This is a genomic window from Polaromonas sp. CG_23.6, assembly GCF_029892315.1.
Lineage (GTDB): Bacteria > Pseudomonadota > Gammaproteobacteria > Burkholderiales > Burkholderiaceae_C > Polaromonas.
On the sequence record NZ_JARXUY010000001.1, the window covers coordinates 3259181 to 3284774 of the forward strand.

The window sequence follows — 25594 nt, forward strand, 5'->3', positions numbered from 1 at the left end:
TCAAATGAAGGCAGCCTGGTACACGAAGAATGGGACGGCACGCGACGTGCTGGTGGTAGGTGAATTGCCCACGCCAAAACCTGGTCCCGGTGAAGTGTTGGTGAAGATATACCGATCCGGCATCAATCCGTCCGATGTGAAGTCCCGCCAGGGTCGCCCTGTGAATGCTGAACTCATTGTCCCGCACAGCGACGGCGGGGGTGTTATCCATTCAGTGGGGGAGGGAGTTGCCCAGGAACGGGTTGGCCAGCGCGTATGGCTATGGAATGGTCAATGGCAGCGGCCCATGGGTACTGCGGCTGAATTCATCGCCCTTCCCCAGTCACAGGCTGTTGCGCTCCCACCGGAGGTTGACTTTGAAGTGGCAGCATGCCTTGGCATCCCGGTATTGACAGCCTTGCAGGCAGTGCATCTGGCGGGTTCGCTGAAGGGTAAAACCGTGCTGGTTACCGGCGCAGGCAACGTGGTCGGGAACTACATCACGCAATTGGCTGTATTGCATGGCGCAACCGTGATTGGAACAGCCGGTTCAGCCCACCGAAAGTCGCATGCCAGCGAGGGCGGTGCGGCCCACGTTCTGGATTACAAAACCGAAGCCATCGCGCAGAGGATCAAGCAAATTACAGCCGACTATGGCGTTGATGGAATTATTGATATGGACTTTGCTTCAACGGCTGGGCTTTTAGGCCAGGGCGTACTGAAGGCTCATGGCACGCTGGTCACCTACGGCTCGAATAGCGTTGGCGCAATTCCAGTCGACTTTCGCGCCATGCTGTTCGGCTCCTTTGAAATCAATGCATTTCTCGTCTACGACCTGAAGGACGCAGACCGTGAAATCATCACAGCAAAATTGATGGCAATGTTGGAGTCGAACTCGCTGGCACACAAAATCGGGGCCACCTTCAGTCTGGATGAAATCGCTTTGGCGCACGAAGCAGTTGAGAACGGTGCGACCATTGGAAGCGTGCAAATTGTGATGTGACGAGGGGCTTGCAGCCTGATCAAATTTAGCATCGCCTTTGGGAAAATACGTGAATTTCTCACAGCCACGACAACTCAAGGCCCCAACAACGGCTGCCCAGTTTGCCATTTTTCCCAGTGCTGGTCACTACATAACGAACAGTCGCAATTTGTTGCTCGCAGTGTGGCTTATGCTCATCCTCAGCAGAGTTTCCCAGACCTGACTCAGCTCTGCGTGGATGGGTAAACGCGTTCGAGATAGCGCATCTGCGCCATCTACCTGCTTTGCTTTGGGTTGATGCGAAACCACAATCCAACCGCATCAGCCGTGCAAGAGAAAGTCCTGCTTTTGGGCATTTATGACAACAAAATCCATACAGGCGGTGCTGCTCATGTTCAGAGCATCAGTCTCGGGACACTATTTCAGCGGCTCGAGCTTGTCCAGCAGGAAGGGCAGAAATTCGGCGACCGTGGGATGGATTGGCAAGGCATCGCGCAGTAGCTGGTAACGGGCGCCGGTGGCCATGAAACTGCTGATCACCTGAATTACCTCGTCGCAGCCGAACCCCAGCAGCGACGCACCGACGATCTTTTCGCTTTGCTCGTCCACCAATATCTGCATCAAACCCGCGGTCTCCCCCTCCTCCTTGGCCCGGCTGACGTCCTTCATCTGATAATTCGCTGCCAGCGTAGCGCGGCCCGACTTTCTAGCTTCGTCCTCCGACAGGCCGACCCGGCCCAGCGGCGGATCGGTGTACATCGCGTAGGTCGATACCCGGCTGTCAACGGAGCGTGCGCCGCCCATAAGATTGGCCAGCACGATTTGTCCATCCTGGTAGCTGGTGTGTGTGAAAGCACCGCGCTTGTTGATGTCCCCCACCGCCCAGATGCCTGGCACATTGGTTTGAAGCTTGCCATCGGTGGGTACAAAGCCGCGTTCGTCGGTCTTGACCCCGACCGCCGCCAAGTTAAGGCGCTCGGTGTTCGGGCTGCGCCCGGTGGCAACCAGAAGGTGCGAGCCTGCGATCCGCTGTCCGCCCACTGTCACGGCGATTCCGGCATCGGAAGTGTTTTCCACCTGCTCAACCTCGTTGCCGGTGTGAAAATTGATGCCTTCTTCCAGCAGCATTTCGGTGATCGCCTTTGAAACAGCCTCGTTTTCATGGCGGGTGATGCGCGGACCGGCCTCAATCACGGTGACTTCGCTGCCGAGCCGGCGAAAAATTTGCCCCATTTCGAGACCGATGTAACTGCCGCCGATGATGACAAGATGGCGCGGAAGCTCGCGAAGCTGGAGCAAGCTGACGTTGTCCAGATGCGGCACGTCATCGATGCCCGGAAGCGGCGGAATGAGCGCGCGGGTGCCGGTGTTGAGGAAAACCCGCGCGGCCCGCAGCGCTTGGTCCCCGGCAGTCAGCTCGAACCGGTCACCGGCTTGGCCCACAAAGGCGCCCCAGCCCCGCAACAAGGTCAGGCCGTCTTGCCCGGTGATCGATTTTTCCAGCCCGGCTCGCGATTCGTCGACCCGCTGCTGCATCCGCTCCATAGCGGCCGCGAAGCCGATTTCGATTTTTCCGGCCTGGATACCAAAGTCGCCAGCACGACCTGCCAGATACGCGACCCGGGCGCTTTTGCGTAGGGTCTTGGTCGGCGTGCAGCCGTGATTGACGCAAGAACCACCGACCAGTCCCCCTTCTATCAAGGCAACCTTCTCGCCGCGTCCAGCCAGCGTCATGGCAAGGTTAGGACCTGCTTGGCCGGCGCCGATCACAACGACGTCGAACTCGATGACGGGCTTGTTCTTGTTCATGCAATGCTCCCAAAGCCTTGACTTTAAAACAAAAAATCCAGCTTTCGCTCAGTACAGGTTAAGGTTATCGCGTGATGGGGCAACCTCAGTACGGCGGCGGGTAACGCAGCGCAGCGCCCGCGCCCTCAATGGCCGCTTTGACACCTGCCACCTGTGCGAGCGCAGGTTATCCATCACCACGCTGTCGCCGGCGCGCAGTTCGGGTGCCAAAAACTGTTCCACCCAGGCCACAAATGCCGCCCCGTTGATCGGCCCGTCCAGCACCAGCGGCGCCAGCAGCCCGTCCTGGCTCAGCGCGCAGACAAACGTCGTGGTGTCCCAGTGGCCAAATGGCGCATGCCCCAGGCAGCGTTCTCCCCGGGGCGAACGGCCCCGCGTCGGGGCCATGTTCGTTGTCGCCCATGTCTCATCGTGAAAAACCAGCCGCCCGGCCGTCGCCAGCGCAGATTGTTGTGCGCGCCAGTCCGCGCGGGCCTGGGCTGCGTCGGCACGTTCTTGCTCTTCTAGCGTGCAGCGTGTTTTTTTTAGCGTCAGCCCCGACCGGACCAAAGTCTTGCCCATGGTCGTCGGCCCGACTGCAATGCCGTGCTAGGCCTTGACTCACTGGCACAACTGCACCAGCGTCTGCTCGGGCACCAAGGCCACCTGCGCCAGCAGCGACGCCTTCAGCGCGCCCAAGCGCAGCGGGACATGATTGCGCTGTGCGCCCGCACTGGCCTGGCCTGGCCTGGCCTGGCCTGGCCTGGCCTGGCCTGGCCTGGCCTGGCCTGGCCTGGCCGGCTCAGGCGCGAACGCGCTCGTGAGACATAGGAAGCGCTGACGCCAAAGCGTTCAGCAACCTCCCGAAGCCATCCCGGTGCGGCAAGAACCCGATCCCGCAGATCCTGCCCATACGCTTGCCCTTTTCGCCAAGACATGATGCTTGCCTCCAAATCGCGCCTAGACCACACTTTTTCGCACGGGTTCCCTCAGCGCTTTTGCTCGTCAGCACGGAGCCGCTCTATTTGACGCGCTACGATGTTTGTGCGTTCAAGCCAAGAATTCAATCACCCAGACAAAGGAAATCGCATGTTCAAAGCCCTGTTGCTGACCAAAACCCCTGAAGGCGCCACCTTCGCCGACATCACTTCACTGGACGAGGCGCAATTGCCCGAAGGCGAGGTGCTGGTCAACGTGGCGTATTCGACCGTCAACTACAAGGACGCATTGGCCGTCACCGGCCAGTCGCCGGTGGTGCGCAAGTTCCCGATGGTGCCGGGAATTGACTTTGCCGGCACTGTGGCCGAAAGCCGGGATGCGCGATTCAAGCCGGGTGACGCGGTCATCCTCAACGGCTGGGGCGTCGGCGAAAGCCATTGGGGCGGGCTGGCGCAAAAGGCGTGCGTCAAGGCCGACTGGCTGGTGCCGATGCCGCCCGGCATGGAGGCGCGCCAGGCCATGGCCATCGGTACGGCCGGCTACACGGCCATGCTGTGCGTCATGGCCTTGCAGGAACGGGGCGTCACGCCGGCAGCCGGCCCGGTGCTGGTGACCGGCGCGAACGGCGGCGTGGGCAGCATTGCCATCGCGCTGCTTGCCGGCCTGGGCTTTGAAGTGCATGCTTCGACCGGCCGGATGGGCGAGGCCGGGCATTTGAAACAGCTCGGCGCCAGCGAAATAATCGACCGCGCCACGTTCAGCGCACCCGGCAAGCCGCTGCAAAAGGAACGCTGGGCCGCCGCCGTGGACAGCGTCGGCAGCCACACGCTGGCGAACGTCTGCGCCAGCCTGAAATATGGCGGCACCGTGGCGGCGTGTGGTCTGGCGCAGGGCATGGATTTTCCGGCCAGTGTGGCGCCCTTCATTTTGCGAAGCATCACGCTGGCCGGCGTTGACAGCGTCCAGGCGCCCATGGTTAAGCGCCTGATGGCCTGGGAACGGCTGGCGCGCGAATTGCCTGCCGATGTGCTTGAAGCCAATACCGAAACCATTGCCCTGGAGGCGGTGGCTGCCCTGGCGCCGCGCCTGCTGGCGGGCCAGGTGCGCGGACGGGTGCGGGTCGATCTGGCGGCCTGACCGTTTGACGGGCTCAGCCTGCGGCGTTATCAGCTGTTGACGGCCTGCATCAGCCGCTGGCATAACCATCTTTTTCTCATCCCCAGGAACATGCGTGTAAGCGGAGTTTGTGCAAGGGCCAGGCTCAGGCCGGCTCGATGGTGATGCTGACGGTCATGGATTCCTCGCCGCCGCCGTGCCGCACGCCCTTGATCGGCGGGCAGGCGCTGTAGTCGGTGCCCATCGCCAGTCGCACATGGCGCTTGTCAATCACGCAACTGTGGGTTACGTCAATGCTGACCCAGCGCCGCCCCGCCACGTCCAGGCAGACATCGGCCCAGGCATGGCTGGCCAGATCGGGCTCGTTGGCGGCGTAGAAATAGCCGCTGACATAGCGCGCCGGAATGCCCAGGCTGCGACAGATGGCCACCATCACATGCGCCTGGTCCTGGCACACGCCAGCGCCAGCCTCGAAAGCCTCCAGTGCGGTGGTGTTAACGTTGGTGCTATTTTTTTGATAGCTGACAGCGCCCGCCACGCCTGCGGCCAAGGCCAAAATCGCTTGTAAATCGGTTTTTCCTTCAGGCGCCGGGGACGTGATGAAGCGGCGGCCGAACTCGGCCAGGCTGGGATGCGGACGGGCCAGAGGCGACTCGCGCAGGTAAAGCTGTGGCAGCGGCATGGTCTGCGCGTCGGTGAATTCGGCAACACCCAGGGTCTCGACCACGCCGGCGGCGTTCACCAGGCTCCAGCGCACGTTGTCCGCCACCTCGCCGACAAACGTATAGGAATGGATGCTGTTGCCAAACGCGTCGGTCTGGGGAAACAGTTCCTCGGGCGCGCCCAGGCTCCAGAAGTCAACGGTTTGCGCCGGGCCGGTCAGCGGCGTGAGCCACAGCGTCTGCAGGGCATAACGCAGCGGCTCGGTGTAGCGGTAGTCGGTGGTGTGCTTGATGTGCAGCTTCATGCCAAGGCCTTTTCTGGGGTTGCGGCAGGCGCCGTGGTCAGCGTGCTCAACGTGTCACCGGAACCAGGAATTCGCGGCTGATGTGCGCGCCAAGTTCGTTCACGCGGTCCAGGAACTGCATCAAAAAGGCATGCAGGCCAGCGGACAGAATTTCGTCGATGCGGGCGTACTGCAGGTCCGAGCGCAGCTTGCCGGCGCGGCGCTGGGTTTCGCTGAGCGGGTCGCTGGTGACCATCGACAGGTTGGTGATCAACTCGTTCAGGCAGGCCAGCAGCGAGCGCGGCATGTCCGGGCGCAGGATCAGCAGTTCCGCCACCCGTTCGGGCTTGATCACGTCGCGGTACACCTTGCGGTACACCTCGAAAGCCGAAACGCTGCGCAGGATGGCGCTCCAGTGGTAGAAATCATGCTCTTGCTCCTCCTCGCCGGCCACGGTGGGAAAGTCGCTCTGGATGGCGTGGAATTTCACATCGATCAGCCGGGCCGTGTTGTCGGCGCGCTCCAAAAAGGTACCGACGCGCAAGAAATGGTATGCCTCGTCTTGCAGCATGGTGCCGGTGGTCACGCCGCGCGACAGGTGCGAGCGAAACTTCACCCATTCAAAGAACTTGCCCGGGTCGCGCTCGAAGTCGCCGGCGCGCAGCATGCGGATGACTTCGAGGTAGGTCTGGTTCTGCGTTTCCCAGACTTCGGTCGTCAGCGTGCCACGCACGGCACGGGCGTTCTCGCGCGTGTTCTTCAGGCATGAAACGATGCTGGAGGGGTTTTTTTCGTCACGCACCATGAAGTCCATGACATCCTGGGCATTGATGCTCTCGCCATAACGCGCCGCATAGGCGGGCTTGAGTTCGCTGATGCTGAGCAGGCCGCGCCAGCCGGTCTGCACATCGGCGGTGGACTGCGGCAGCAGCGAGGTCTGGTAATTCACGTCGAGCAGACGGGCGGTGTTTTCAGCGCGTTCGGTGTAGCGGGACATCCAGAACAGGTGGTCGGCAGTTCGTGACAGCATGTTCAGCTTCCTTCGGCGACAGTGACGGTGACGGATTGCGATTGAGACTGCGATTGGGAGGGCGTCTCTGGCGGCAAGAAAGCGCTGGCTTCGGCCTCCAGAATCCACGTGTCCTTGGTGCCGCCGCCCTGCGACGAATTGACCACCAGCGAGCCGTCTTTGAGCGCGACACGCGTCAGGCCGCCGGGCACCATCTGCACGTCCTTGCCGCTCAGCACGTAAGGACGCAGGTCGATGTGGCGCGGCGCCACGCCGCTTTCGACATAAGTCGGGCAGGTGGACAGACTCAGCGTCGGCTGGGCAATGTAGCCCGACGGATTGGCGATGATGGCGCGCCGGAAATCCTCGATTTCAGCCTTGGTCGCCGCCGGCCCCACCAGCATGCCGTAGCCGCCAGCGCCATGGACTTCCTTGACCACCAGGTCTTTTAGGTTGGCCAGGGTGTATTTCAGGTCTTCCGGCTTGCGGCACATGAAGGTCGGCACGTTTTTCAGGATGGGCTTTTCGCCCAGGTAGAACTCGATCATCTTGGGCACGTACGGGTAGATCGACTTGTCGTCGGCGACGCCGGTGCCGATTGCGTTGCAAATGGCGACGTTGCCGCTGCGGTACACATTGAGCAGGCCGGCGCAGCCGAGCGTCGAATTGGGGCGAAAGGCCAGCGGGTCGAGGAAGTCGTCATCCACGCGGCGGTAGATGACATCGACACGGAGCGGACCGCGCGTGGTGCGCATGTAAACGAAATTGTCCTTGACGAACAGGTCCAGGCCCTCGACCAGCTCAACCCCCATCTGCTGGGCAAGGAAGGCATGCTCGAAATAGGCCGAGTTGTGCATGCCGGGCGTCAGCACCACCACCGTCGGTTCGGCGGTGGCCGGCGGCGCCATGGCGCGCAGGGTTTCCAGCAGCAAATCGGGGTAATGCTCGACCGGCGCAACACGGTTCTTGCTGAACAACTCGGGGAACAGCCGCATCATCATCTTGCGGTCTTCGAGCATGTAGCTGACGCCGCTGGGCACCCGCAGGTTGTCCTCCAGCACGTAGTATTCGCCCTCATCCTGGGCATTGGGGGCGCGGACGATGTCGACGCCGCTGATGTGCGAGTAGATATTGCCTGGCACGTTGACACCGATCATTTCAGGGCGGAACTGCGCATTCTGAAAAATCTGCTCGGATGGAATGTGACCGGCCTTGATGATTTCCTGGTCATGGTAGACATCGTGGATGAAGCGGTTGAGTGCGGTGACACGCTGGACCAGGCCCTTTTCCATCGACGCCCATTCGTGCGCCGGAATGATGCGGGGAATCAGGTCGAAGGGGATCAACCTCTCGGTGCCCGAGCCGTCCTCGTCCTTGTCGCCATACACGGCAAATGTGATGCCGACCCGGCGAAAAATCATTTCTGCTTCGGCGCGGCGTGCCTGCATGACGTCGGCCGGTTGCTGCGCCAGCCAGCGCTGGTAACCCTGGTAATGTTTGCGCACGCTGGTCGGGCTGGCATTCATCTCGTCAAACATCGGTGGGCTCATAAACTTGAATTTCCGTCTGGGTTTGCAATGATGAAATATTTTTTTATAGCTTAGCAAGTAATGCGCCACGCCAATGTAGGCCGGAAGATATTTAAATCCCCTCCTGGGGCTGCCAATAGCGTTTTTGCGCCTGCCGCTGGCAGGTCAGCAGCGCTGGCTCCCAGCTCTGCCAGGTCGCTGCACCGCACGCCGCCGAGCGCACCAGCCGGATGCCGCGTTCGTCGTAGCGCGCCGCCACCATGGCCACCGGATGGCCGAAGCGGTTGCGGTAGCCCGCCTGGGCCAGCGCCAGCCGGGGCTGCACGGCATCCAGGAAGGCCGGGCTGGACGAGGTCTTGCTGCCATGGTGCGGCACCAGCAGGAAATCGGCCTTCAGCCGCGCCGGATCGCCGGCCACCAGCCGGGCTTCTTGCGGCGCTTCGATGTCGCCGGCCAGCAGGGCCGTCTGCACGCCGTTGGAAATGCGCAGCACGCAGCTCATGGCGTTGGACTTGTTTTTCACCTCGTAGTCGCCAGCCGCTGGCGCCAGCACCTCGAAATCGACGCCGCTCCACGTCCAGCGCTGGCCGGCGATGCAGCGCGTTGACGGGCGCAGGGCCTGCAGTTCATGGCCGTCCTCGATGGAAGACAGCAGACTGGCCTGCGGCTGCATTGCCAGAACGGCCGGGGCACCGCCGGTGTGGTCGCTGTCACGGTGGCTGAGCACCAGCATGTCGATGCGTTCGCCCAGCGCCCGCAGCAGCGGCACCAGCACCCGGTGGCCGGCATCGCTTTCGCGTGAAAACCGCGGACCGGTGTCGTACAGCAGGCTGTGGCTGGCGGTGCGCACCAGCACGGCATTGCCCTGGCCGATGTCGGCCCCGAGCAATTCGAACTGGCCCGGCGCGACGCGGGCCGGCTGCCACAGGAGCACCGGCAGCAGCAGCGGAACGCCGAGCAGGCGCCAGTGCCAGGGCAGGCGCAGGGCGATCAACGCGCCGCCCAGCACGCCAGCCAGCGCGCACCACAAGGGCGCTGCGGCAACGCTGACCGAGGCCATCGGCCAGCCAGCCAGTCCCTGAAGAAACAAGGCCAGCAGCCCGACCGCCCAGGCAGCCACCTCCCATATTGGTGCATAAATGACACCCGCCAACGCCAGCGGTGTGACGACCAGCGTCACCCATGGAATGGCGACGGCATTGGCCAGCAGGCCAACCAGCGACACCTGGTTGAACAGCAGCAGCGACAAGGGCGTGAGCGCCAGCGTGACCACCCACTGTTCACGCGCGCCGCGCCACAGGCTTGAGAGTGTCCGGTGCAGCCACCAGGGCAGGAATCTTGAATGAAAAGCGGGTTCTCCGCTTTCATGGCCTGCCCCTTTACTCCCTGAATCTGTAGCAAACAGAACCCCAACAGCCACAAACGACAGCCAGAATCCCGCCTGCAGCAAGGCCCACGGGTCAAGCATGACGACCACCGCCATGGCCAGCAGCCAGGTGTGCGTCCAGGGCCACTGCCGGCTGCCCTGGCGCAGCAGCACCACCACCGTGGCCAGCATCCAGATGGTCCGCTGTGCCGGCACGCCCCACCCCGAAAACAGGGCATACAGCGCTGCCAGCAGCAGCCCGCCCAGCGCGCCGGCGCTGCTGGCCGGAAGCCCCAGGCACAGACGCGGCGTCAGCCGCACCGAACTGCGCCACAGCTTGCCGATCAGGAGTGACGCCACCCAGGCGAACATCGTGATATGCAGCCCCGAGATACTCATGAGATGGGCCACGCCGGTGGCGCGAAACACGTCCCAGTCGGCGCGCTCGATGGCGTTCTGGTCGCCGACCACCAGCGCGGCCAGCACGCCGGCCAGTTGCCGGTTGTCCACTTGCCGGTAAATCGCCTCGCGAACCGACTGGCGGGCGCGTTCCACCGGATGGCGCCAGTCGCTGGACAGCCTGAGCGGTGGCGCATCGTGCGGCCCGGCGCGTACGTAGCCGGTCGCCTGGATGCCTTGCTCCCAGAGCCAGAGTTCGTAGTCGAAACCGTGCGGGTTGCTATTGCCATGGGGCGCCTTGAGTCGCACCGTCATCTGCCAGCGCTCGCCGGCGCGCAAGGGCTGCGGCTGGCGTTGCAGCTCCAGCATCTGTTCTGAAGGATCGCTGATTTCTGCCGACGATGTTTTCGTCTCGCGTCCGGCAAAACCCGAATACCAGCCGAGCATGATCTGCGGCGGCAACGTCACCGTCTGGCCGCCAAGACGGGCCGCATCAACCTCCAGACGAAACCGAACCGCATCCTCGCCAATCTGCGGCATGGCCAGCACGGTGCCGGTCACGTCAATGTCGCGGCCTTCCAGCGACGGATTCAGCGCCGTTGCCTGGAACGCGCAGGCTCGCCAGCCGGTCAGGCCAAAGCCCAATAGAACAGCCATGCAAAACACCAGCACCCCGGCCATGCGATGAACTGGTCGTTCAAGCCGTCTTGCCTTGAAGGCGTACCCGCCAGCGGCCAACACCAGCGCCAGTGCCACCAATGCGGCATAACGGTCGGCAGGCCACAGCGCGGATTGCTGCAACTGCCAGGCCACGCCCGCAACCAGACCCGCCAGCGCAGGCCCGAAGCCTGCACGGCCGGTGGCAATAGAAGAACGCAAGGGTGTCTTTCTGGACGGACGGCAGGCAAGCGCCAGCTTGAAAAATCCGGCCCATGGCAGAGCTTACATCGCTTCAAGGGCGCAACTCCAGTGCGTTAACATGCCAAGACAACGGGGCCGCCAGTGCTTTTCTATTCATAGCAACATATGCTTATGGAAAGGGCGCAAACACCCTTTTTGACCTGTTATTTCATTCGCAGGATTGAGAACCCCGAATTTTCCGCGCAGGCGAAGCACCCGCCTTGTTTTTCCCCTTCATCCACCTACAAACCCATCACCATGACCAACAGCACCCATCCCGTCTATGCCAAGCTCAAGTCCCTGGGCATCACGCTGCCTGATGTCGCCGCGCCGGCCGCCGCCTATGTGCCTTTCGTGCGCACCGGCAACCTGGTGTTCCTGAGCGGCCATCTGCCCAAGCGGGACGGCCAGGTCATCGTCGGCCAATTGGGTAAGAACGTGACGACCGCCGAAGGCAAGGCGGCCGCCCGCCTGATCGCCATCGACCTGATGGGTACGCTGCAGGCCGCCGTGGGGGGCGACCTAGGCAAGGTCAGGCGCATCGTCAAGGTCATGAGCCTGGTCAACTCGACCGGCGACTTCACCGAACAGCACCTGGTCACCAACGGCTGCAGCGAACTGCTGGCCGAGGTGTTCGGCGACGCCGGCCAGCATGCGCGCAGCGCCTTTGGCGTGGCGCAGATTCCGCTCGGCGCCTGCGTCGAGATCGAGCTGATTGCCGAGGTGGACTGACCCGCCGCCCATTCGCCGCGCCGGCGGCGCCTGTCCAGCTTGAAAGCGCACCCCTGCGGGTGTAGAGTGGTTGCCCACTCGTTAAAGGGGCGCGCCATGCCGACACCCACTTTCCAGCGCTTGTCGCCGGACCAGTTCGAGCAGCTTCTCCAGAAATTTCCCTTCACCCGGAAAATCGACGCGGTGCACATGCACCACACCTGGCGGCCCCGGCATGCCGACTTTCGCGGTCACGACACGATTGTCTCGATGTGGCGCCACCACACGCAGGTCAACGGCTGGAGCGACATTGCCCAGCACATCACCATCGACCCCGACGGCATGGTCTGGCTGGGGCGCAACTGGAACCTGCCGCCGGCCAGCGCCGCCGGGCACAACGGCAACAAGGCCTTCGGCCCGTTCATGTTCGAGATGATCGGCGACTTCGACCCGGGGCGCGACCCGTTCGCTGGCGCGCAAAAGGACACCGCGCTGCGGGTCGTGGCGGGGGTCCAGTCGCGCTTTCACCTGCCGGCCAGCACGCTGCGCTTTCACAACTCGATGTCGCCCAAGTCATGCCCCGGCGGTTCGCTGGTCTTTGCCGACATCCTGGCCGAGGTCGAGGCCATCCGTCAGGACATGCAGGCCAGTGCCACGCGCGGCGCCGACCAGCCCCAGCCCTTCCCCGATGAAACCGACCGCTTCGTCGCCGAGGCCATCCGCTCGCTGTCGCGCACCCTTGACAATGCCGGCGAGCCCGGCGATGCCGAGCTGTCGCATGACGAGGAGGAAACCGGCCAGGCCGCCGCCGCAGGCCGCGCGGGGGCCCGTGGCGATGCCGGGGACGCATCGGGCCCTGTCCGGCAAAGCCGTGACGCGGGCCTGGGCACGGCGGCGCTCAACGCCATGCGGCCTCACCTGGTGAACCTGCGCGCCGGCCGCCTGTCGGGCGAAGGCGAGGCGGCCTCGACGCCCGGGGACATCGACGCGATCTTCGAGCAGCACCTGCCGCAGGCGATCAGCGAACTGCCGGCCGGCCAAAAGCTGCGCCTGCTGTTCTACGCGCATGGCGGGCTGGTGTCCGAATCCAGCGGCCTGCAGATTGCCCACAAGCACATCGACTGGTGGCGGCGCAACGGCATCTATCCCGTCTACTTCATCTGGGAAACCGGCTTTTTCGAGACCATCGGCCAGTTGCTCGGCCGCGCGCGGCAGGGCAGCCGCGCCCTTGCGCGGGACTTGGCCGACTTCACCACCGACCCGCTGGTCGAGATCGGCGCGCGCGCACTGCAGGGGCCACGCATCTGGGGCGGCATGAAGTCCAGCGCCGAGCATGCGATGGACGCGCCGGTGGCCAGCGATGACACCGGCGGCGGCGCGCATTACGTCGCCACCAAGCTCAAGGCGCTGTGTGACGACCATGCTGACCGGATCGAACTGCATGCCGTCGGCCACAGCGCAGGCTCGATCTTTCACAGCCACTTCCTGCCGTTGGCGCACGGCCTGGGCGTGCCGGGCTTCAAGACCGCGCACTTCCTGGCGCCGGCAGTGCGCGTGGACACCTTCCGCCAGCACCTGTTGCAGCACGTCGGTCCGGGCCGCGCGGCCGAGTCGCTGACGCTCTACACCATGCAGAGGGACTTCGAGCGCAAGGACAACTGCGCGCAGATCTACCGCAAGTCGTTGCTCTACCTGATCTTCAACGCGCTGGAAGACCGGCGCGCCACGCCAATCCTCGGGCTGGAGGAAAGCCTGCGCGGCGATGCCGACCTGAAACGCCTGTTTGGCCTGGCAGGCGCATCGCCAACGCCTTCGGCCGTGGTCTGGTCGCCCACGCCGGGCGACACCGGCCTCTCAGCCAGCCAGTCGCTGTCGCACGGCGGCTTCGACGACGACGCGCCGACGATGAACAGCGTCGTGCGGCGCATCCTGGACCAGCCCGACGCGGCCGACATCGCCGCGTTCCCGGTCACCCGCAGCCCATCGCGGCCCTGGATAGAAGAGGTGGATTGGCCGGCCGAGTTCGGTTTCAGCGCACTGCCCGGGGCGTCCGGCGCTGCCTACGCCATGCTGCCCACGGCTACGCCGGTGCCGGCCACCCCGGCTGGCAGCACCAGCACCAGTATTGGCAGCCGGCGCGTGGCGCTGTGCGTCGGCATTGACGACTACCCGGCACCCGAGCACCGGCTCGCCGGCTGCGTCAACGATGCCCGCAACTGGTCGCGCACCCTGGCCGGTCTCGGTTTCGAGACCCGGCTGCTGGTCAACCTTGACGCGAGCCGCGCCGCGCTGGACCGCGAACTGAACCGGCTGGTCGGCGAATGCCGCCCGGGCGACGTGATCGTCTTCCAGTACGCTGGCCACGGCACGCAGGTGCCCGACCTGAACGGCGACGAGGACGACGCCATCGACGAGGCGCTGTGCCCGGTGGACTTTGCCAGCGGGGCGCTGTACATCGACGACGACATTGCCGGGCTGTTCGGCCGCATTCCCGACGGCGTGAACATGACCTGCTTCATGGACTGCTGCCATTCCGGCACCAACAGCCGTTTCGCCGTCGGCTTGTCGCCCGGCGAAACCGCCATGCCGCCCGACACCAAGGCGCGCTTCGTCAGGATGACGCCCGACATCGCCGAGGCGCACCAGCGCTTTCGCCGGCAGTCGCGCAGCGCCACCCGGGCGCTGAGCAGCGGCGGCCCGCAAGCGATGCGCGACGTGAAGTTCTCAGCCTGCCTGGACCACCAGGTCGCGCTGGAAAGCGGCGGCAACGGCGATTTCACCCAGCGCGCCACCAAGGTGCTGGCCGCCGGCATCGAGGGCCTGAGCAACGGGGAATTCCTGCGCCGCGTGCTGGCCGAGTTTGGCAGCGCGGCGCGCCAGGCACCGATGCTGGACTGCGCCGAAGGCGCACGCCAGGGCGCCTTCCTTCAGCCGCTGGCCGCAGGCAGCCGTGCGCCCGCCAGCGGACCATCGTCCATGGCGGCAGCCCTCGGCGGCAGCGCCTTGCTGCAAGCCGTGAACGAGCTGGCCCAGGCCGTGAAAGCGCTCCCGCCGGGCCGGCGCTGATGGCGTCCGAGCCTGCAGCGGCAGCGGCAACGGCAACGACCACCGAGGCCGTCGCCGCCGATGCCGCCAGCCGCGACGAAGGCGGTGGCCTGGCCGTACCGCAGGCCGCCAGCCGCCATCCCGGCGAAGGCCAGGACTATGCCATCGGAACCGGCGTGCGCCAGCCGCTGGTCACGCCCTATGAACGCCAGCACGGCGACCCGCTCTACCGTCCGCTGCGCATCTACACGGTCGATCCGTCGGTGTCGCGGCTTGAAGGCTCGATCGCGACGCTCAACGTCCCGTATGAACCGCTGGCGCCCGGTCCGGTGGGCAAGCTGTTCGAGGTCGATCCCAACGACGGACAGCTGGGCATTCACTACCGGGAAGCGGACTTGGAAGACCGCAAGGTGCTCATGACCGACGGCTACGACCCCTCGCCCTCGGACCCGGGCTTTCACCACCAGATGGTTTATGCCGTCTGCAGCAATGTCTATTCGACCTTCAAGACGGCGCTGGGCCGCAACCTGGGCTGGGGCTTTGGCGACGGCAAAACGCCGGCCCGGCTGGTGCTCAGGCCGCACCACGGCCAGGCGAAAAACGCCTACTATGAAAACGGCATCACCACCGGCGAGCTGCGTTTTGGCTATTTCCCGGCCAGTGACAGGCCGACCAAGCGCACCATGCCGGGCGGCTATGTCTTCACCTGCCTGTCGCACGACATCGTGGTGCACGAGGTGACGCATGCGCTGCTCGACGGGCTGCGCGCGCACTTCATCGTGCCGACCAACGCCGACGTGGTCGCATTCCATGAAGCCTTCGCCGACCTGGTCGCCATCTTCCAGCATTTCAGTTATGCCGAAGTCGTGCTGGCCGCGATCCGGCGCAGCAAGGGCGCTTTGCAGCATGCCGATCTGCTGACCGAGCTGGCTGGCGAGTTCGGCCACACCACCGGACAGAACGGCCCGCTGCGCAGCGCGGTCGAGAAAGACACCGGCAACCCGACCCGCTACCAGCCCGGGCTGGAGGCACACCAGCTCGGCACGGTGCTGGTCAGTGCCGTGTTCGACGCGTTCGTGCAGGTCTACCAGCGCCGCACCGAGCGCTTCGTGCGCCTGGCCACCGGCGGCAGCGGCGTGCTGCCGCCGGGGGAACTCCCGCACGACCTGCAGACCATCCTGGCCGAGCGCGCCAGCAAGCTCGCCAGCCAGTTCCTGGGCATCTGCATCCGCGCCATCGACTACTGCCCGCCGGTCGGCATGACCTTCGGCGACTACCTGCGCGCCATGATCACCGCCGACTACGACCTGGTGCCCGACGACCCGTGGGACTACCGGGGCGCACTGATCGACGCCTTCTGGCGGCGCGACATCTACCCGCGCACGGCGAACCACCTGTCGCAGGACGCGCTGCTCTGGCGCCGGCCCCGGATGGAACTGCCGCCGGTAGCCGGGCTCGATTTCGCGGCGCTGCGCTTCAGCGGCGACCCGGCCAATGCCGCCGGGCTGGACGAATTGCACCGCCAGGCCTGCATGCTCGGCCACTACGTCACGCGCCCCGGCCGGCTGGAAGAGTTCGGACTGGTGGCCAATGACGATGCGCGCCTGGATGGCGACACGGTCGGCCTGCCCTGCGTCGAATCGATCCGTTCGGCACGGCGCGCCGGGCCGAACGGGCAGATCGTCTTTGACCTGATCGCCGAAATCACCCAGGAACGCCATGTGCGCGCCTCGGCAGAAGGGCCGGCCTTTACTTATTACGGCGGCTCGACGGTGATCCTCGGGCCGACCGGCGATATTCGCTACGTGGTGCTGAAGAACGTTGTCGGCGCCGGCCGGCTGGAACGGCGGCGGGCGTTTTTCGCCACCACCTGCGGTCAGAAATACTGGCAACTGGCAGGCAACCGCTGGCTGCCGCTTCCGGGGATTTTTGCATTGGTGCATGGCGGGCATTGATCTGGCGCCAACGGACACGCGTTTTCCGGCAAGCGCTGGCGGCGTTGCAACGCCCAGCGCGACATTCGCTATTAAATAAATAGCTGCTTGCGCCCGCCCCTATTGCGCAAACAGGCTATTTCATCACTCAACCCGGACAATTCCCGTCGGCTTGAAGCCCAGGTCGGCCGACTTGCCTTTGCGCGCGCGCACGCTGCGCGCGTTGTTCAGGCTGCGGATTTCCAGCGTTTCCTCGCGTGCCTTGGCACCGCGCCCGATGCCTTCAATGCGCACACTGCGGGTGTAAGCCGCAGCGCCAGCGAGCGCGTCCGTGCCCTCCAGGTCAATCAGCATCAGGCCGCGTCCGCCCTTTTCCATCTGTTTGATCTCGGCGATGTCGAAGGTCAGGATGCGCTGGCCCGTCGAGGCGCAGGCCACGTGCGTGGCGGGCGTCACCGGCTGGCTGCCCGACGTGCCCTTGACGTGCGACGGACGGCAGATCGTCTCGCTCCCACCCTCACGCTCATTCAGCGTGAGGAAAGCCTTGCCGCTCTTGTTGCGCGACACCATGTTTTCCACCGTCGCCAGGAAACCATAGCCGCCCGAACTCGACAGCAGCAGCATGGCCGAAAGGGGACCGGCAAAGTAGTGCAGCAACTGCGTGCCTGACTCCAGTTCGATCAGCGTCGTGACCGGCTGGCCGTCGCCGCGCGCACCGGGCAGCAGCGCCACCGGCACCGAATACAGCCGGCCATTGCTGCCAAAGGCCAGCAGCATGTCAACCGTGCGGCATTCAAACGTGCCATACAGCGCATCGCCGGCCTTGAAGGCAAAGCTGGCGGGCGCATGGCCGTGGCCGCCACGCGCGCGCACCCAGCCCTTGCTGCTGACCACCACCGTGACCGGCTCGTCCACTACCTTGACTTCCAGCACCGATTTTTTCTCGGCCTGGATCAGCGTGCGGCGTGGGTCGGCGAACTGTTTCGCATCCGCTTCAATTTCCTTGGTCATCAGCCGGCGCAGCGCTGTCGGATTCCCCAGGATGTCTTGGAGTTTGCCCTGCTCGTCGCGCAAGGTTTTCAGTTCCTGCTCGATCTTGATGGCTTCGAGCCGCGCCAGCTGGCGCAGACGGATTTCCAGGATGTCCTCGGCCTGCCGGTCGCTCAAAGCGAAACGCTCGATCAGCGCCGACTTGGGCTCGTCCGACTGGCGGATGATGGCGATGACCTCGTCAATGTTCAGCAGGACGATCTGTCGTCCCTCAAGAATGTGGATGCGCGCCAGCACCTTGTCGAGCCGGTGCTGCGAGCGCTTTTCAATCGTCGTCTGGCGATAGGCGATCCACTCGTTGAGCATCTGGCGCAACGACTTTTGCGTCGGCCGGCCGTCCAGACCGATCATGGTCATGTTGATGGGCGAAGAACTCTCCAGGCTGGTGTGCGCCAGCAGTGTGTTGATGAGTTCGGCCTGGGGCGTGCGGCTGGTCTTGGGCTCGAACACCAGGCGCACGGCGGCGTCCTTGCTCGATTCGTCGCGCACCACGTCAAGCACCGCCAGCACGGCCTGCTTGAGCTGAACCTGGTCCAGGCTGAGCGCCTTCTTGCCAAGCTTGATCTTGGGGTTGGTGATGTCCTCGATTTCTTCAAGCACGCGCTGGGTGCTGACGCCGGGCGGCAGTTCCTGCACGACGAGCTGCCACTGGCCGCGTGCCAGTTCCTCGATCTTCCAGCGCGCGCGCACTTTTAGCGAGCCGCGTCCGGTGCGGTAGGCCGCCGCAATCTCGGCGCTGCTGGAGATGATCTGGCCTCCGCCGGGGTAGTCGGGGCCGGCGATCAAGGCATACAACTCTTCTTCGGTCAGCTTGGGGTTTTTGATCAGGGCGACGCAGGCATCGGCCACCTCGCGCAGGTTGTGGCTGGGGATTTCGGTCGCCAGTCCGACGGCAATGCCGCTGGCGCCGTTGAGCAATGTGAACGGCAGACGCGCCGGCAACTGGCGCGGCTCCTCGGTCGAGCCGTCGTAGTTGGGGATGAAATCGACCGTGCCTTCGTCGATCTCGTCCATCAGCAGCGTGGTGATGCGTGCCAGCCGGGCTTCGGTGTAGCGCATCGCGGCGGCGCCGTCGCCATCGCGCGAGCCGAAATTGCCCTGGCCGTCGATCAGCGGGTAGCGCTGCGAAAAGTCCTGCGCCATGCGCACCAGCGCGTCATACGCGGCCTGGTCGCCGTGCGGGTGAAAGCGGCCCAGCACGTCGCCGACCACACGCGCGCACTTGACAGGCCGGGCGCCGGTCGCGCCGTTCGGACCGCCAAAGGCCAGGCCCATGCGCGCCATGCTGTAGAGAATTCGCCGCTGGACCGGCTTCTGGCCGTCGCAGACATCGGGCAGCGCCCGGCCCTTGACGACGCTCAGGGCATATTCAAGGTAGGCGCGCTGGGCATAGGACGCCAGCGAGTCTTCGTCAGGCGCGGCAGGCGTCGGCAGTTCAGCATCAGGCGTGAAAAGATCCATGGTTTTTGTAATCAGTCAGTGAGTGGTCAAGCATTGGAAAAGGACCAGGCGCAAGCATGGTCCTTTTCAGATCCATCCGGGATTAGACGCGAAGCCGCAAACAAGGCATTAAAAGCCAGGCAAAAGAACGTCCGGGCCAGATGATGTGGAAATGGAAAAACAGGAATAGAGATGGGTGGCAAGGCCGGAATTTCCAGCCAGCCACTTAATGCAACAAAAGTAACCTGACGCTAATTGTGAAGGCTTGATGTGTGAAATTGCACGGCTTTTTTTTAAGCCTGCGATCTTCCGGCAGGAAACCTGATTCGTGCGCTGACACCAGCGGCTACTCGCGGGGAAGCCCAACGCGCGACAGCGGGTAAGCTGACTCGCCCAGCGTTGGCAGGCTGGCGCGTCCGCCATTTGTACCCGTCAGCTCCACATGCACCCGCCCAAGCGGTGCTTTCAACGCAGGCGGCGTCAAGCCGCTGTAGAGCTGCATGACGGTCTTCACATAGTTCTGGGTTTCGGGGTAATTGGGAATCCGGTTGCCTGCCCGTTGCACGGCGCCTTCACCGGCGTTGTAGGCAGCCAGCGCCAATTCGAGCCGACCCGGAAACATGTTGATCAGATAGGCCAGGTAACGCGCGCCCGCCCGGATGTTGGTTTTTGGATCGGTCAGCTTTTTCTCAATCGAGCCATCCTTGCCAGCGGTGACGCCATAGCGCTGGGCGGTCGGCGGTATCAGCTGCATCAGGCCCACGGCGCCCTTGGGCGACACCGCAAAGGTGTTGAAGCCGGACTCGGTGGCAATCAGCGCCTTGAGCAGTGAATAGTCGATGCCATGCTTGCTGGAAGCTTCGCGCAAGAGCGGACTCACTGCTTTGTAGCTGGGCGACCGTTCGAAAAAAGCCTCCATCTTGGGCGAAAGCACCACCACGTTGGCCACCGCAGGTGCGGCAATCGGCTCCACTGCGCTCTCCTGCGCCTTGCGAGGGGCCGCCATCACGCGGTACGGCTCGATGCTGTCGCGCAGGAAAATCTCGTAGCGCTCGTCCAGGCGGCTGGAGGCGAAATGCGGAATCCGGTCCTCGTCCACATAACCCCAGATGTCAGCCTGCGCCGGAGCGGCATACAAGGCCAGCAGCACCAGCGTTGCCAGGAGACTCGCACGCGTGCGCAGCGTTTTTCGGGGTGGTGCTGTAGCAGCGGGAAATGCGTCAGGTAACGGATCAGTGGTCATTAAATATCAATATCCACAGCGTCTCCATGCAGTTCCATCAACTCGCGACGCGCTGCGGCTTCTCCCTTGCCCATGAGTTTAGTGATGAGGCTTTCGGTCTGCAAGAAATCCTGGTTACCCAGTTGCACCGGCAGCAGGCGCCGCGTGTCGGGGTTGAGCGTGGTGTCCCAGAGCTGCTCGGCGCTCATTTCGCCCAGGCCCTTGAAGCGGCTGATGCTCCAGGCGTTTTCGCGCACACCGTCCTTGCGCAGCTTGTCCAGGATGGCGGTCAACTCGCCTTCGTCCAGCGCATAAACCTTGGACGCCGGCTTCTTGCCGCGCGCCGGCGCATCGACGCGGTACAGCGGCGGGCGCGCCACATACACATGGCCGGTTTCAATGAGCTTGGGGAAATGCCGGAAAAACAGCGTCAGCAGCAGCACCTGGATGTGCGAGCCGTCCACGTCGGCGTCTGACAGGATGCAGACCTTGCCGTAGCGCAGGCCGCTCAGGTCCGGCGTGTCGTTCGGTCCATGCGGGTCGACGCCGATGGCGACTGCAATGTCGTGGATTTCGGTGTTGGCAAACAGCCGGTCGCGGTCCACTTCCCAGGTGTTGAGCACCTTGCCGCGCAGTGGCAGCACCGCCTGGCTTTCCTTGTTGCGGCCCATCTTGGCGCTGCCGCCAGCCGAATCTCCCTCGACCAGAAAGACTTCGTTGTTCGCCAGGTCCTTGCTTTCGCAATCGGTCAGTTTGCCAGGCAGCACGGCCACGCCGGAGCCCTTGCGTTTTTCCACCTTCTGGCCGGCCTTCTGGCGCGTCTGCGCGGCCTTGATGGCAAGTTCGGCCAGCTTCTTGCCGTAATCGACATGCTGGTTCAGCCAGAGTTCGAGCGACGGGCGCACGAAGCTGGAGACCAGCCGCACCGCATCGCGCGAATTCAGCCGTTCCTTGATCTGGCCCTGGAACTGCGGGTCCAGCACCTTGGCGCTCAACACATAACTGGCGCGGGCAAACACGTCCTCGGGCAGCAATTTCACGCCCTTGGGCAGCAGCGAATGGAATTCAATGAAACTCTTGACCGCGGTGAACAGGCCGTCGCGCAACCCGCTTTCATGCGTGCCGCCGGCGCTGGTCGGGATCAGGTTGACATAGCTTTCGCGCACCGGCGCACCATCTTCAGTGAAAGCGACGCACCAGCTGGCGCCCTCGCCTTCGGCAAAGGTTTCGTGCGCATTGTCGGCAAAGCCTTCGTTCTCGAACATCGGGATCACCGGATCGGCGGTGAGGGTCTGCATCAGGTAGTCGCGCAGGCCGCCCTTGAAAACCCAGGTTTGAACGTCCCTGGTTTTCTCGTTCGTCAGCGTGACGGTCACGCCGGGCATCAACACCGCCTTGCTGCGCAGCAGGTGCGTCAGCTCGGCCATTGGCAGCGCCGGCGATTCAAAGTATTTGGCGTCGGGCCAGGCGCGCACCGTGGTGCCGGATTTACGGTCGCCGCCTTCGTTTTTGCGCAGCACCAGCGGCTCGATCACGTCGCCGCCGGAAAACGCCAGGCTGGCGACCTTTCCTTCGCGGTAGGACGTCACTTCAAGCCGGGTCGACAGCGCGTTCGTCACGCTGACGCCGACGCCGTGCAGGCCGCCGGAAAAGCTGTAGGCGCCGCCCTTGCCCTTGTCGAACTTGCCGCCGGCATGCAGTCGGGTGAACACCAGCTCGACCACCGGCGCCTGCTCTTCGGGGTGCAAGCCAAAAGGAATGCCGCGCCCGTCGTCCTCGATGGTCACCGAGCCGTCGGTGTGCAGCGTGACCTTGATTTTCTTGCCGTGCCCGGCGAGCGCCTCGTCGGCCGAGTTGTCGAGCACTTCCTGGATGATGTGCAGCGGATTGTCGGTGCGGGTGTACATGCCCGGGCGCTGCTTGACGGGCTCCAGGCCCTTCAGGACGCGGATCGAGCTTTCGGAATAAGCGGGAGGAGCAATGATGTTTTTGTCGGCCATGGGTGTTCAGGTGTTGTCTGAATTGTAGACGGGGAAGGCTTGATCAGCTGTACGAACATACAGCCTTTGAGTCCGGCCATTTCCGTGCCCAAAGATTGAACCGGTCAAATTTTGCTCAGGCGACAGTCTCTGTAAGGCATTGTCGTTAAAGTCTGTTCATGACTTCAAGCGCGCTTTCGTCCCCCCAAAAACTGTCGATGTTCCAGGTTCTGGCGTGTGGCGCGGCCATCGTCACGCTGTCGATGGGCATCCGGCATGGCTTTGGCCTGTGGCTGCAGCCCATCACCCAGGCGCAGGGCTGGACACGCGAAACCTTTGCCTTTGCGATTGCGGTGCAGAACCTGTCTTGGGGCATCTTCGGTATCTTTGCCGGCATGGTGGCCGACCGTTTCGGCGCGTTCCGGGTGATTGCCGGCGGCGCGGTGCTGTACGCCCTGGGCCTGGTCGGCATGGCGCTGTCGCCAACCGGCCTGCTGTTCACGCTGACCGCCGGCGTGCTGATTGGCGCGGCCCAGGCGGGCACCACCTATGCGGTGATCTACGGCGTGATCGGCCGCAATATTTCGGCGGACAAGCGCTCATGGGCCATGGGCGTGGCGGCAGCTGCAGGCTCGTTCGGCCAGTTCCTGATGGTGCCCACCGAGGGTTTTTTGATCAGCACACTGGGCTGGCAGACGGCCCTGCTGGTGCTGGGCGGCGCCGTGCTGCTGATCGTGCCCGTGGCGCTGGGCTTGCGCGAAAACGGTTTTTCAGGCGGCGTGCCTGCCAGGCGTGACCAGAGCATCGGCCAGGCGCTGCGCGAGGCGCTGAAGTACCCGAGCTTCCAGATGCTGATGGCGGGCTACTTTGTCTGCGGCTTCCAGGTGGTCTTCATCGGCGTCCACATGCCCAGCTATTTGAAGGACAAGGGGCTGTCGCCGCAGGTGGCCGGCTACGCGCTGGCATTGATCGGCCTGTTCAACGTGTTTGGCACCTACGCGGCGGGCGTGCTCGGCCAGCGAATCGCCAAGCGCAAGATCCTGGCGACGATCTATTTCTCGCGCGCCATCGTGATCAGCGTGTTCATCGCCGCGCCGCTGAGCCCGGCCAGCGTCTATATTTTTTCCAGCCTGATGGGTTTGCTGTGGCTCTCGACGATTCCGCCGACCAACGCGGTGGTGGCGCAGATTTTCGGCATCCAGCACATGTCAATGCTCAGCGGCTTTATCTTCTTCAGCCACCAGATTGGCTCCTTCATGGGCGTGTGGCTGGGCGGCTTTCTGTATGACCGCACCGGCAGCTACGACATTGTCTGGTACATCGCCATCGTGCTGGGCGTGCTCGCCGCGCTCATCAACCTGCCGGTCCGGGAAACACCGATTCACCGGGTCAGCCCGGGTGGCCTGGTGCAGGGCGCTTGAGATGCTGCGCAAAGCCGTGCTGTGGAGCCTGGCCATCGCGGTATCGCTGGGCGTGTTTTCTCTCTACACGCGGCCAGAGTTCCTGATCTCACTGGCCGACCAGGTATGGTCGTGTTTTTAAGGCTTTTTTAAAATTTCAAGCTTTTTAAGCCTTTTGCGAAAGCAGGACATGCGTTTACAGCTACATAAATGATAGTAAAAAAACCGGATTCCGACACTTTTCATGCAGACGCAGCAGCGCCGTCTTCCTGGGTGCAGCGCTGGTCGCATCTGGTCACTCCGGGCGGTGTGGTGCTTGACGTGGCCTGTGGCCATGGCCGCCATGCGCGCTGGTTTCATCAGCAAAATCACCCGGTCGTGCTGGTGGACCGGTCGCAGGCCGCGATTGAATCCATAGCAATTCCTTCGCATGCCTGTGAAGCCATGGTGGCCGATATTGAAAATGGTCCCTGGCCTTTTGCGGGCCGCCAGTTCGATGCGGTGGTGGTGGCCAATTACCTGTGGCGTCCGCTGATGCCGACCCTGCTGGACAGCCTGGCGCCCGGCGGTGTGCTGATTTACGAAACCTTTACGCAGGGCAACGAGACGGTGGGAAAACCCTCAAGGCCTGACTTTCTGCTGCGTCCTGGCGAACTGCTGGAGACCTGTCGCACGCTGCGTATCGTCGCCTTTGAAGAGGGCTTTCTCGAAGGCCCCAACGGGGAAAAGCCGCGTTTTGTTCAGCGCATCGCCGCTGTCCGGGAAGTGATGGATGCAATGTATTCAGGCGGGGTGCTGCCGGTGACAGCGTCCGGCCCGCCCAGGTACCCACTTTCCTGAGCTCTGGGTAGAATGCATATTTGGCTTTTTGGGTCGGCCTTGAGCGCCTTGAAGCCGCTTCATCACACCAGCCACGACGTTACAAGCACGACATGAACCCCATTACTGGCAGCATTGTTGCTCTGGCAACCCCCTTGCATGAAGACGGAAGCGTTGACTACCCCACGCTGCGCAAACTCGTTGACTGGCACATCGCCGAGGGCACCGACTGCATCGGCGTGGTCGGCACCACCGGCGAATCGCCAACAGTGAACGTTCAGGAGCATTGCGAGATCATCCGCGTTTCGGTCGAGCAGGCCGCCAAGCGGGTGCCGATCATGGCGGGTTGCGGCGCCAACTCCACCGCTGAAGCCATCGAATTGGCAAAGTTCGCCAAACAGGTGGGCGCCGACTGCCAGTTGCAGGTGGTTCCGTATTACAACAAGCCGACGCAGCAAGGCCAGTACCTGCACTTCAAGGCGATTGCCGAGGCCGTGGGCGACCTGCCGACGGTGCTCTACAACGTGCCCGGCCGCAGCGTCGCCGACATGGCGCATGCCACCGTACTGCGCCTGGCCGAAGTGCCCGGCATTGTCGGCATCAAGGAAGCCACCGGCAACATCGAGCGTGCCCAGTGGCTGATCAAGGAAGTACCCAAGGGCTTTTCCGTGTACTCTGGCGACGACCCGACAGCCGTGGCGCTGATGCTTTGCGGTGGCCAGGGCAATATCAGCGTGACCGCCAACATCGCGCCCCGGCTCATGCACGAGTTGTGCATGGCGGCCATCGCTGGCAACGTCAGGCTGGCCATGGAGTTGCAGTTCAGGCTCTTGCCAATGCACCGCAACCTGTTCGTCGAAGCCAATCCGATCCCGGTCAAATGGGCCATGGCCCGCATGGGCCTGTGTGGCAACACGCTGCGCCTGCCCATGACACCGCTTGAATCCAGCAACGAAGCTGCCGTCGAGAACGCCTTGCGCGCTTGCGGCCTGATCTGATTTTTAAGGGACCCCACGTGAAGACATTGCCGAGATTCCCCCA

The 25594-nt window shown here is 63.6% G+C and carries 17 protein-coding genes and 1 pseudogene; 9 read left to right on the forward strand and 9 right to left on the reverse strand.

Annotation, left to right across the window (positions count from 1 at the left end; translation table 11 throughout):
• Nucleotides 1-4: 4 nt before the first annotated feature.
• A complete protein-coding gene (locus H4V98_RS15430) occupies nucleotides 5-982 on the forward strand; it encodes an NADPH:quinone reductase (protein WP_196862345.1) in 978 nt (325 codons plus the stop codon).
• 396 nt (nucleotides 983-1378) lie between these two features.
• Here the strand turns inward: H4V98_RS15430 and H4V98_RS15435 are convergent, their stop codons facing one another.
• The gene (locus H4V98_RS15435) at nucleotides 1379-2770 is read right to left on the reverse strand and encodes a mercuric reductase (RefSeq protein WP_196862346.1); all 1392 of its coding nucleotides are present in this window, start codon (nucleotides 2768-2770) and stop codon (nucleotides 1379-1381) included.
• 88 nt (nucleotides 2771-2858) lie between these two features.
• A pseudogene (locus tag H4V98_RS15440) lies at nucleotides 2859-3196 on the reverse strand (transposase); the annotation flags it as partial.
• Between the two features lie 159 nt (nucleotides 3197-3355).
• Here H4V98_RS15440 and H4V98_RS15445 point away from each other — a divergent pair.
• Nucleotides 3356-3580 (forward strand): hypothetical protein, encoded by a 225-nt coding sequence (locus H4V98_RS15445; RefSeq protein ID WP_280757676.1) that lies wholly within the window; start codon nucleotides 3356-3358, stop codon nucleotides 3578-3580.
• A gap of 258 nt (nucleotides 3581-3838) precedes the next feature.
• Complete coding sequence (locus tag H4V98_RS15450) at nucleotides 3839-4825, forward strand: MDR family oxidoreductase (RefSeq protein ID WP_280757677.1); 987 nt, start codon at nucleotides 3839-3841, stop codon at nucleotides 4823-4825.
• Nucleotides 4826-4949: 124 nt separating this feature from the next.
• Here H4V98_RS15450 and H4V98_RS15455 read toward each other — a convergent pair whose 3' ends face one another.
• From H4V98_RS15455 to H4V98_RS15470, 4 genes are all read right to left on the reverse strand, one after another.
• Nucleotides 4950-5771: a transglutaminase family protein gene (locus H4V98_RS15455; RefSeq protein WP_196862350.1), complete on the reverse strand. Its 822-nt coding sequence runs from the start codon at nucleotides 5769-5771 to the stop codon at nucleotides 4950-4952.
• Nucleotides 5772-5817: 46 nt separating this feature from the next.
• The gene (locus H4V98_RS15460; RefSeq protein WP_196862351.1) at nucleotides 5818-6780 is read right to left on the reverse strand and encodes an alpha-E domain-containing protein; all 963 of its coding nucleotides are present in this window, start codon (nucleotides 6778-6780) and stop codon (nucleotides 5818-5820) included.
• A 2-nt stretch (nucleotides 6781-6782) separates the two neighbouring features.
• Nucleotides 6783-8309, reverse strand: coding sequence for a circularly permuted type 2 ATP-grasp protein (locus tag H4V98_RS15465; protein ID WP_196862352.1), 1527 nt, complete (start codon nucleotides 8307-8309; stop codon nucleotides 6783-6785).
• Between the two features lie 91 nt (nucleotides 8310-8400).
• On the reverse strand, nucleotides 8401-10932 hold the full coding sequence (locus tag H4V98_RS15470; RefSeq protein WP_231374586.1) for a DNA internalization-related competence protein ComEC/Rec2: 2532 nt from the start codon (nucleotides 10930-10932) through the stop codon (nucleotides 8401-8403).
• Between the two features lie 279 nt (nucleotides 10933-11211).
• On the opposite strand from H4V98_RS15470, the gene H4V98_RS15475 reads away from it, so the two are divergent.
• The 3 genes from H4V98_RS15475 (at nucleotide 11212) to H4V98_RS15485 (ending at nucleotide 16664) form a co-directional block, all read left to right on the forward strand.
• Nucleotides 11212-11685, forward strand: coding sequence for a RidA family protein (locus H4V98_RS15475; RefSeq protein WP_196862353.1), 474 nt, complete (start codon nucleotides 11212-11214; stop codon nucleotides 11683-11685).
• Nucleotides 11686-11781: 96 nt separating this feature from the next.
• A complete protein-coding gene (locus H4V98_RS15480) occupies nucleotides 11782-14730 on the forward strand; it encodes a caspase family protein (protein ID WP_280757678.1) in 2949 nt (982 codons plus the stop codon).
• On the forward strand, nucleotides 14730-16664 hold the full coding sequence (locus tag H4V98_RS15485) for a hypothetical protein (RefSeq protein ID WP_196862355.1): 1935 nt from the start codon (nucleotides 14730-14732) through the stop codon (nucleotides 16662-16664). The genes H4V98_RS15480 and H4V98_RS15485 overlap by 1 nt, the downstream gene beginning before the upstream one ends.
• Nucleotides 16665-16787: 123 nt before the next feature.
• Here the strand turns inward: H4V98_RS15485 and parC are convergent, their stop codons facing one another.
• The 3 genes from parC to H4V98_RS15500 form a co-directional block, all read right to left on the reverse strand.
• Nucleotides 16788-19154, reverse strand: coding sequence for a DNA topoisomerase IV subunit A (gene parC / locus H4V98_RS15490; RefSeq protein WP_196862356.1), 2367 nt, complete (start codon nucleotides 19152-19154; stop codon nucleotides 16788-16790).
• Nucleotides 19155-19479: 325 nt separating this feature from the next.
• A complete protein-coding gene (locus H4V98_RS15495; protein WP_196862357.1) occupies nucleotides 19480-20376 on the reverse strand; it encodes a lytic transglycosylase domain-containing protein in 897 nt (298 codons plus the stop codon).
• A complete protein-coding gene (locus tag H4V98_RS15500; RefSeq protein ID WP_196862358.1) occupies nucleotides 20376-22355 on the reverse strand; it encodes a DNA topoisomerase IV subunit B in 1980 nt (659 codons plus the stop codon). Before H4V98_RS15500 ends, H4V98_RS15495 begins: the two co-directional genes overlap by 1 nt.
• A gap of 158 nt (nucleotides 22356-22513) precedes the next feature.
• Here H4V98_RS15500 and H4V98_RS15505 point away from each other — a divergent pair, with 158 nt between their 5' ends.
• The 3 genes from H4V98_RS15505 (at nucleotide 22514) to dapA (ending at nucleotide 25551) form a co-directional block, all read left to right on the forward strand.
• Nucleotides 22514-23755 carry an MFS transporter gene (locus tag H4V98_RS15505; RefSeq protein ID WP_196862359.1) on the forward strand — a complete coding sequence of 414 codons (1242 nt, stop codon included), beginning with the start codon at nucleotides 22514-22516 and terminating at the stop codon, nucleotides 23753-23755.
• A gap of 189 nt (nucleotides 23756-23944) precedes the next feature.
• Nucleotides 23945-24574 carry a class I SAM-dependent methyltransferase gene (locus H4V98_RS15510; protein WP_196862360.1) on the forward strand — a complete coding sequence of 210 codons (630 nt, stop codon included), beginning with the start codon at nucleotides 23945-23947 and terminating at the stop codon, nucleotides 24572-24574.
• A 92-nt stretch (nucleotides 24575-24666) separates the two neighbouring features.
• Nucleotides 24667-25551 (forward strand): 4-hydroxy-tetrahydrodipicolinate synthase, encoded by an 885-nt coding sequence (gene dapA, locus H4V98_RS15515; RefSeq protein ID WP_196862361.1) that lies wholly within the window; start codon nucleotides 24667-24669, stop codon nucleotides 25549-25551.
• Nucleotides 25552-25594 lie beyond the last annotated feature (43 nt).

Excerpts from the sequence above, each read along its gene's own strand:
- H4V98_RS15430 (WP_196862345.1), top strand. The coding sequence starts at position 5 with ATGAAGGCAGCCTGGTACACGAAGAATGGGACGGCACGCGACGTGCTG.
- H4V98_RS15435 (WP_196862346.1), bottom strand. The coding sequence starts at position 2,770 with ATGAACAAGAACAAGCCCGTCATCGAGTTCGACGTCGTTGTGATCGGC.
- H4V98_RS15450 (WP_280757677.1), top strand. The coding sequence starts at position 3,839 with ATGTTCAAAGCCCTGTTGCTGACCAAAACCCCTGAAGGCGCCACCTTC.
- H4V98_RS15455 (WP_196862350.1), bottom strand. The coding sequence starts at position 5,771 with ATGAAGCTGCACATCAAGCACACCACCGACTACCGCTACACCGAGCCG.
- H4V98_RS15460 (WP_196862351.1), bottom strand. The coding sequence starts at position 6,780 with ATGCTGTCACGAACTGCCGACCACCTGTTCTGGATGTCCCGCTACACC.
- H4V98_RS15465 (WP_196862352.1), bottom strand. The coding sequence starts at position 8,309 with ATGAGCCCACCGATGTTTGACGAGATGAATGCCAGCCCGACCAGCGTG.
- H4V98_RS15475 (WP_196862353.1), top strand. The coding sequence starts at position 11,212 with ATGACCAACAGCACCCATCCCGTCTATGCCAAGCTCAAGTCCCTGGGC.
- H4V98_RS15480 (WP_280757678.1), top strand. The coding sequence starts at position 11,782 with ATGCCGACACCCACTTTCCAGCGCTTGTCGCCGGACCAGTTCGAGCAG.
- H4V98_RS15485 (WP_196862355.1), top strand. The coding sequence starts at position 14,730 with ATGGCGTCCGAGCCTGCAGCGGCAGCGGCAACGGCAACGACCACCGAG.
- parC (WP_196862356.1), bottom strand. The coding sequence starts at position 19,154 with ATGGATCTTTTCACGCCTGATGCTGAACTGCCGACGCCTGCCGCGCCT.
- H4V98_RS15495 (WP_196862357.1), bottom strand. The coding sequence starts at position 20,376 with ATGACCACTGATCCGTTACCTGACGCATTTCCCGCTGCTACAGCACCA.
- H4V98_RS15500 (WP_196862358.1), bottom strand. The coding sequence starts at position 22,355 with ATGGCCGACAAAAACATCATTGCTCCTCCCGCTTATTCCGAAAGCTCG.
- H4V98_RS15505 (WP_196862359.1), top strand. The coding sequence starts at position 22,514 with ATGACTTCAAGCGCGCTTTCGTCCCCCCAAAAACTGTCGATGTTCCAG.
- H4V98_RS15510 (WP_196862360.1), top strand. The coding sequence starts at position 23,945 with ATGATAGTAAAAAAACCGGATTCCGACACTTTTCATGCAGACGCAGCA.
- dapA (WP_196862361.1), top strand. The coding sequence starts at position 24,667 with ATGAACCCCATTACTGGCAGCATTGTTGCTCTGGCAACCCCCTTGCAT.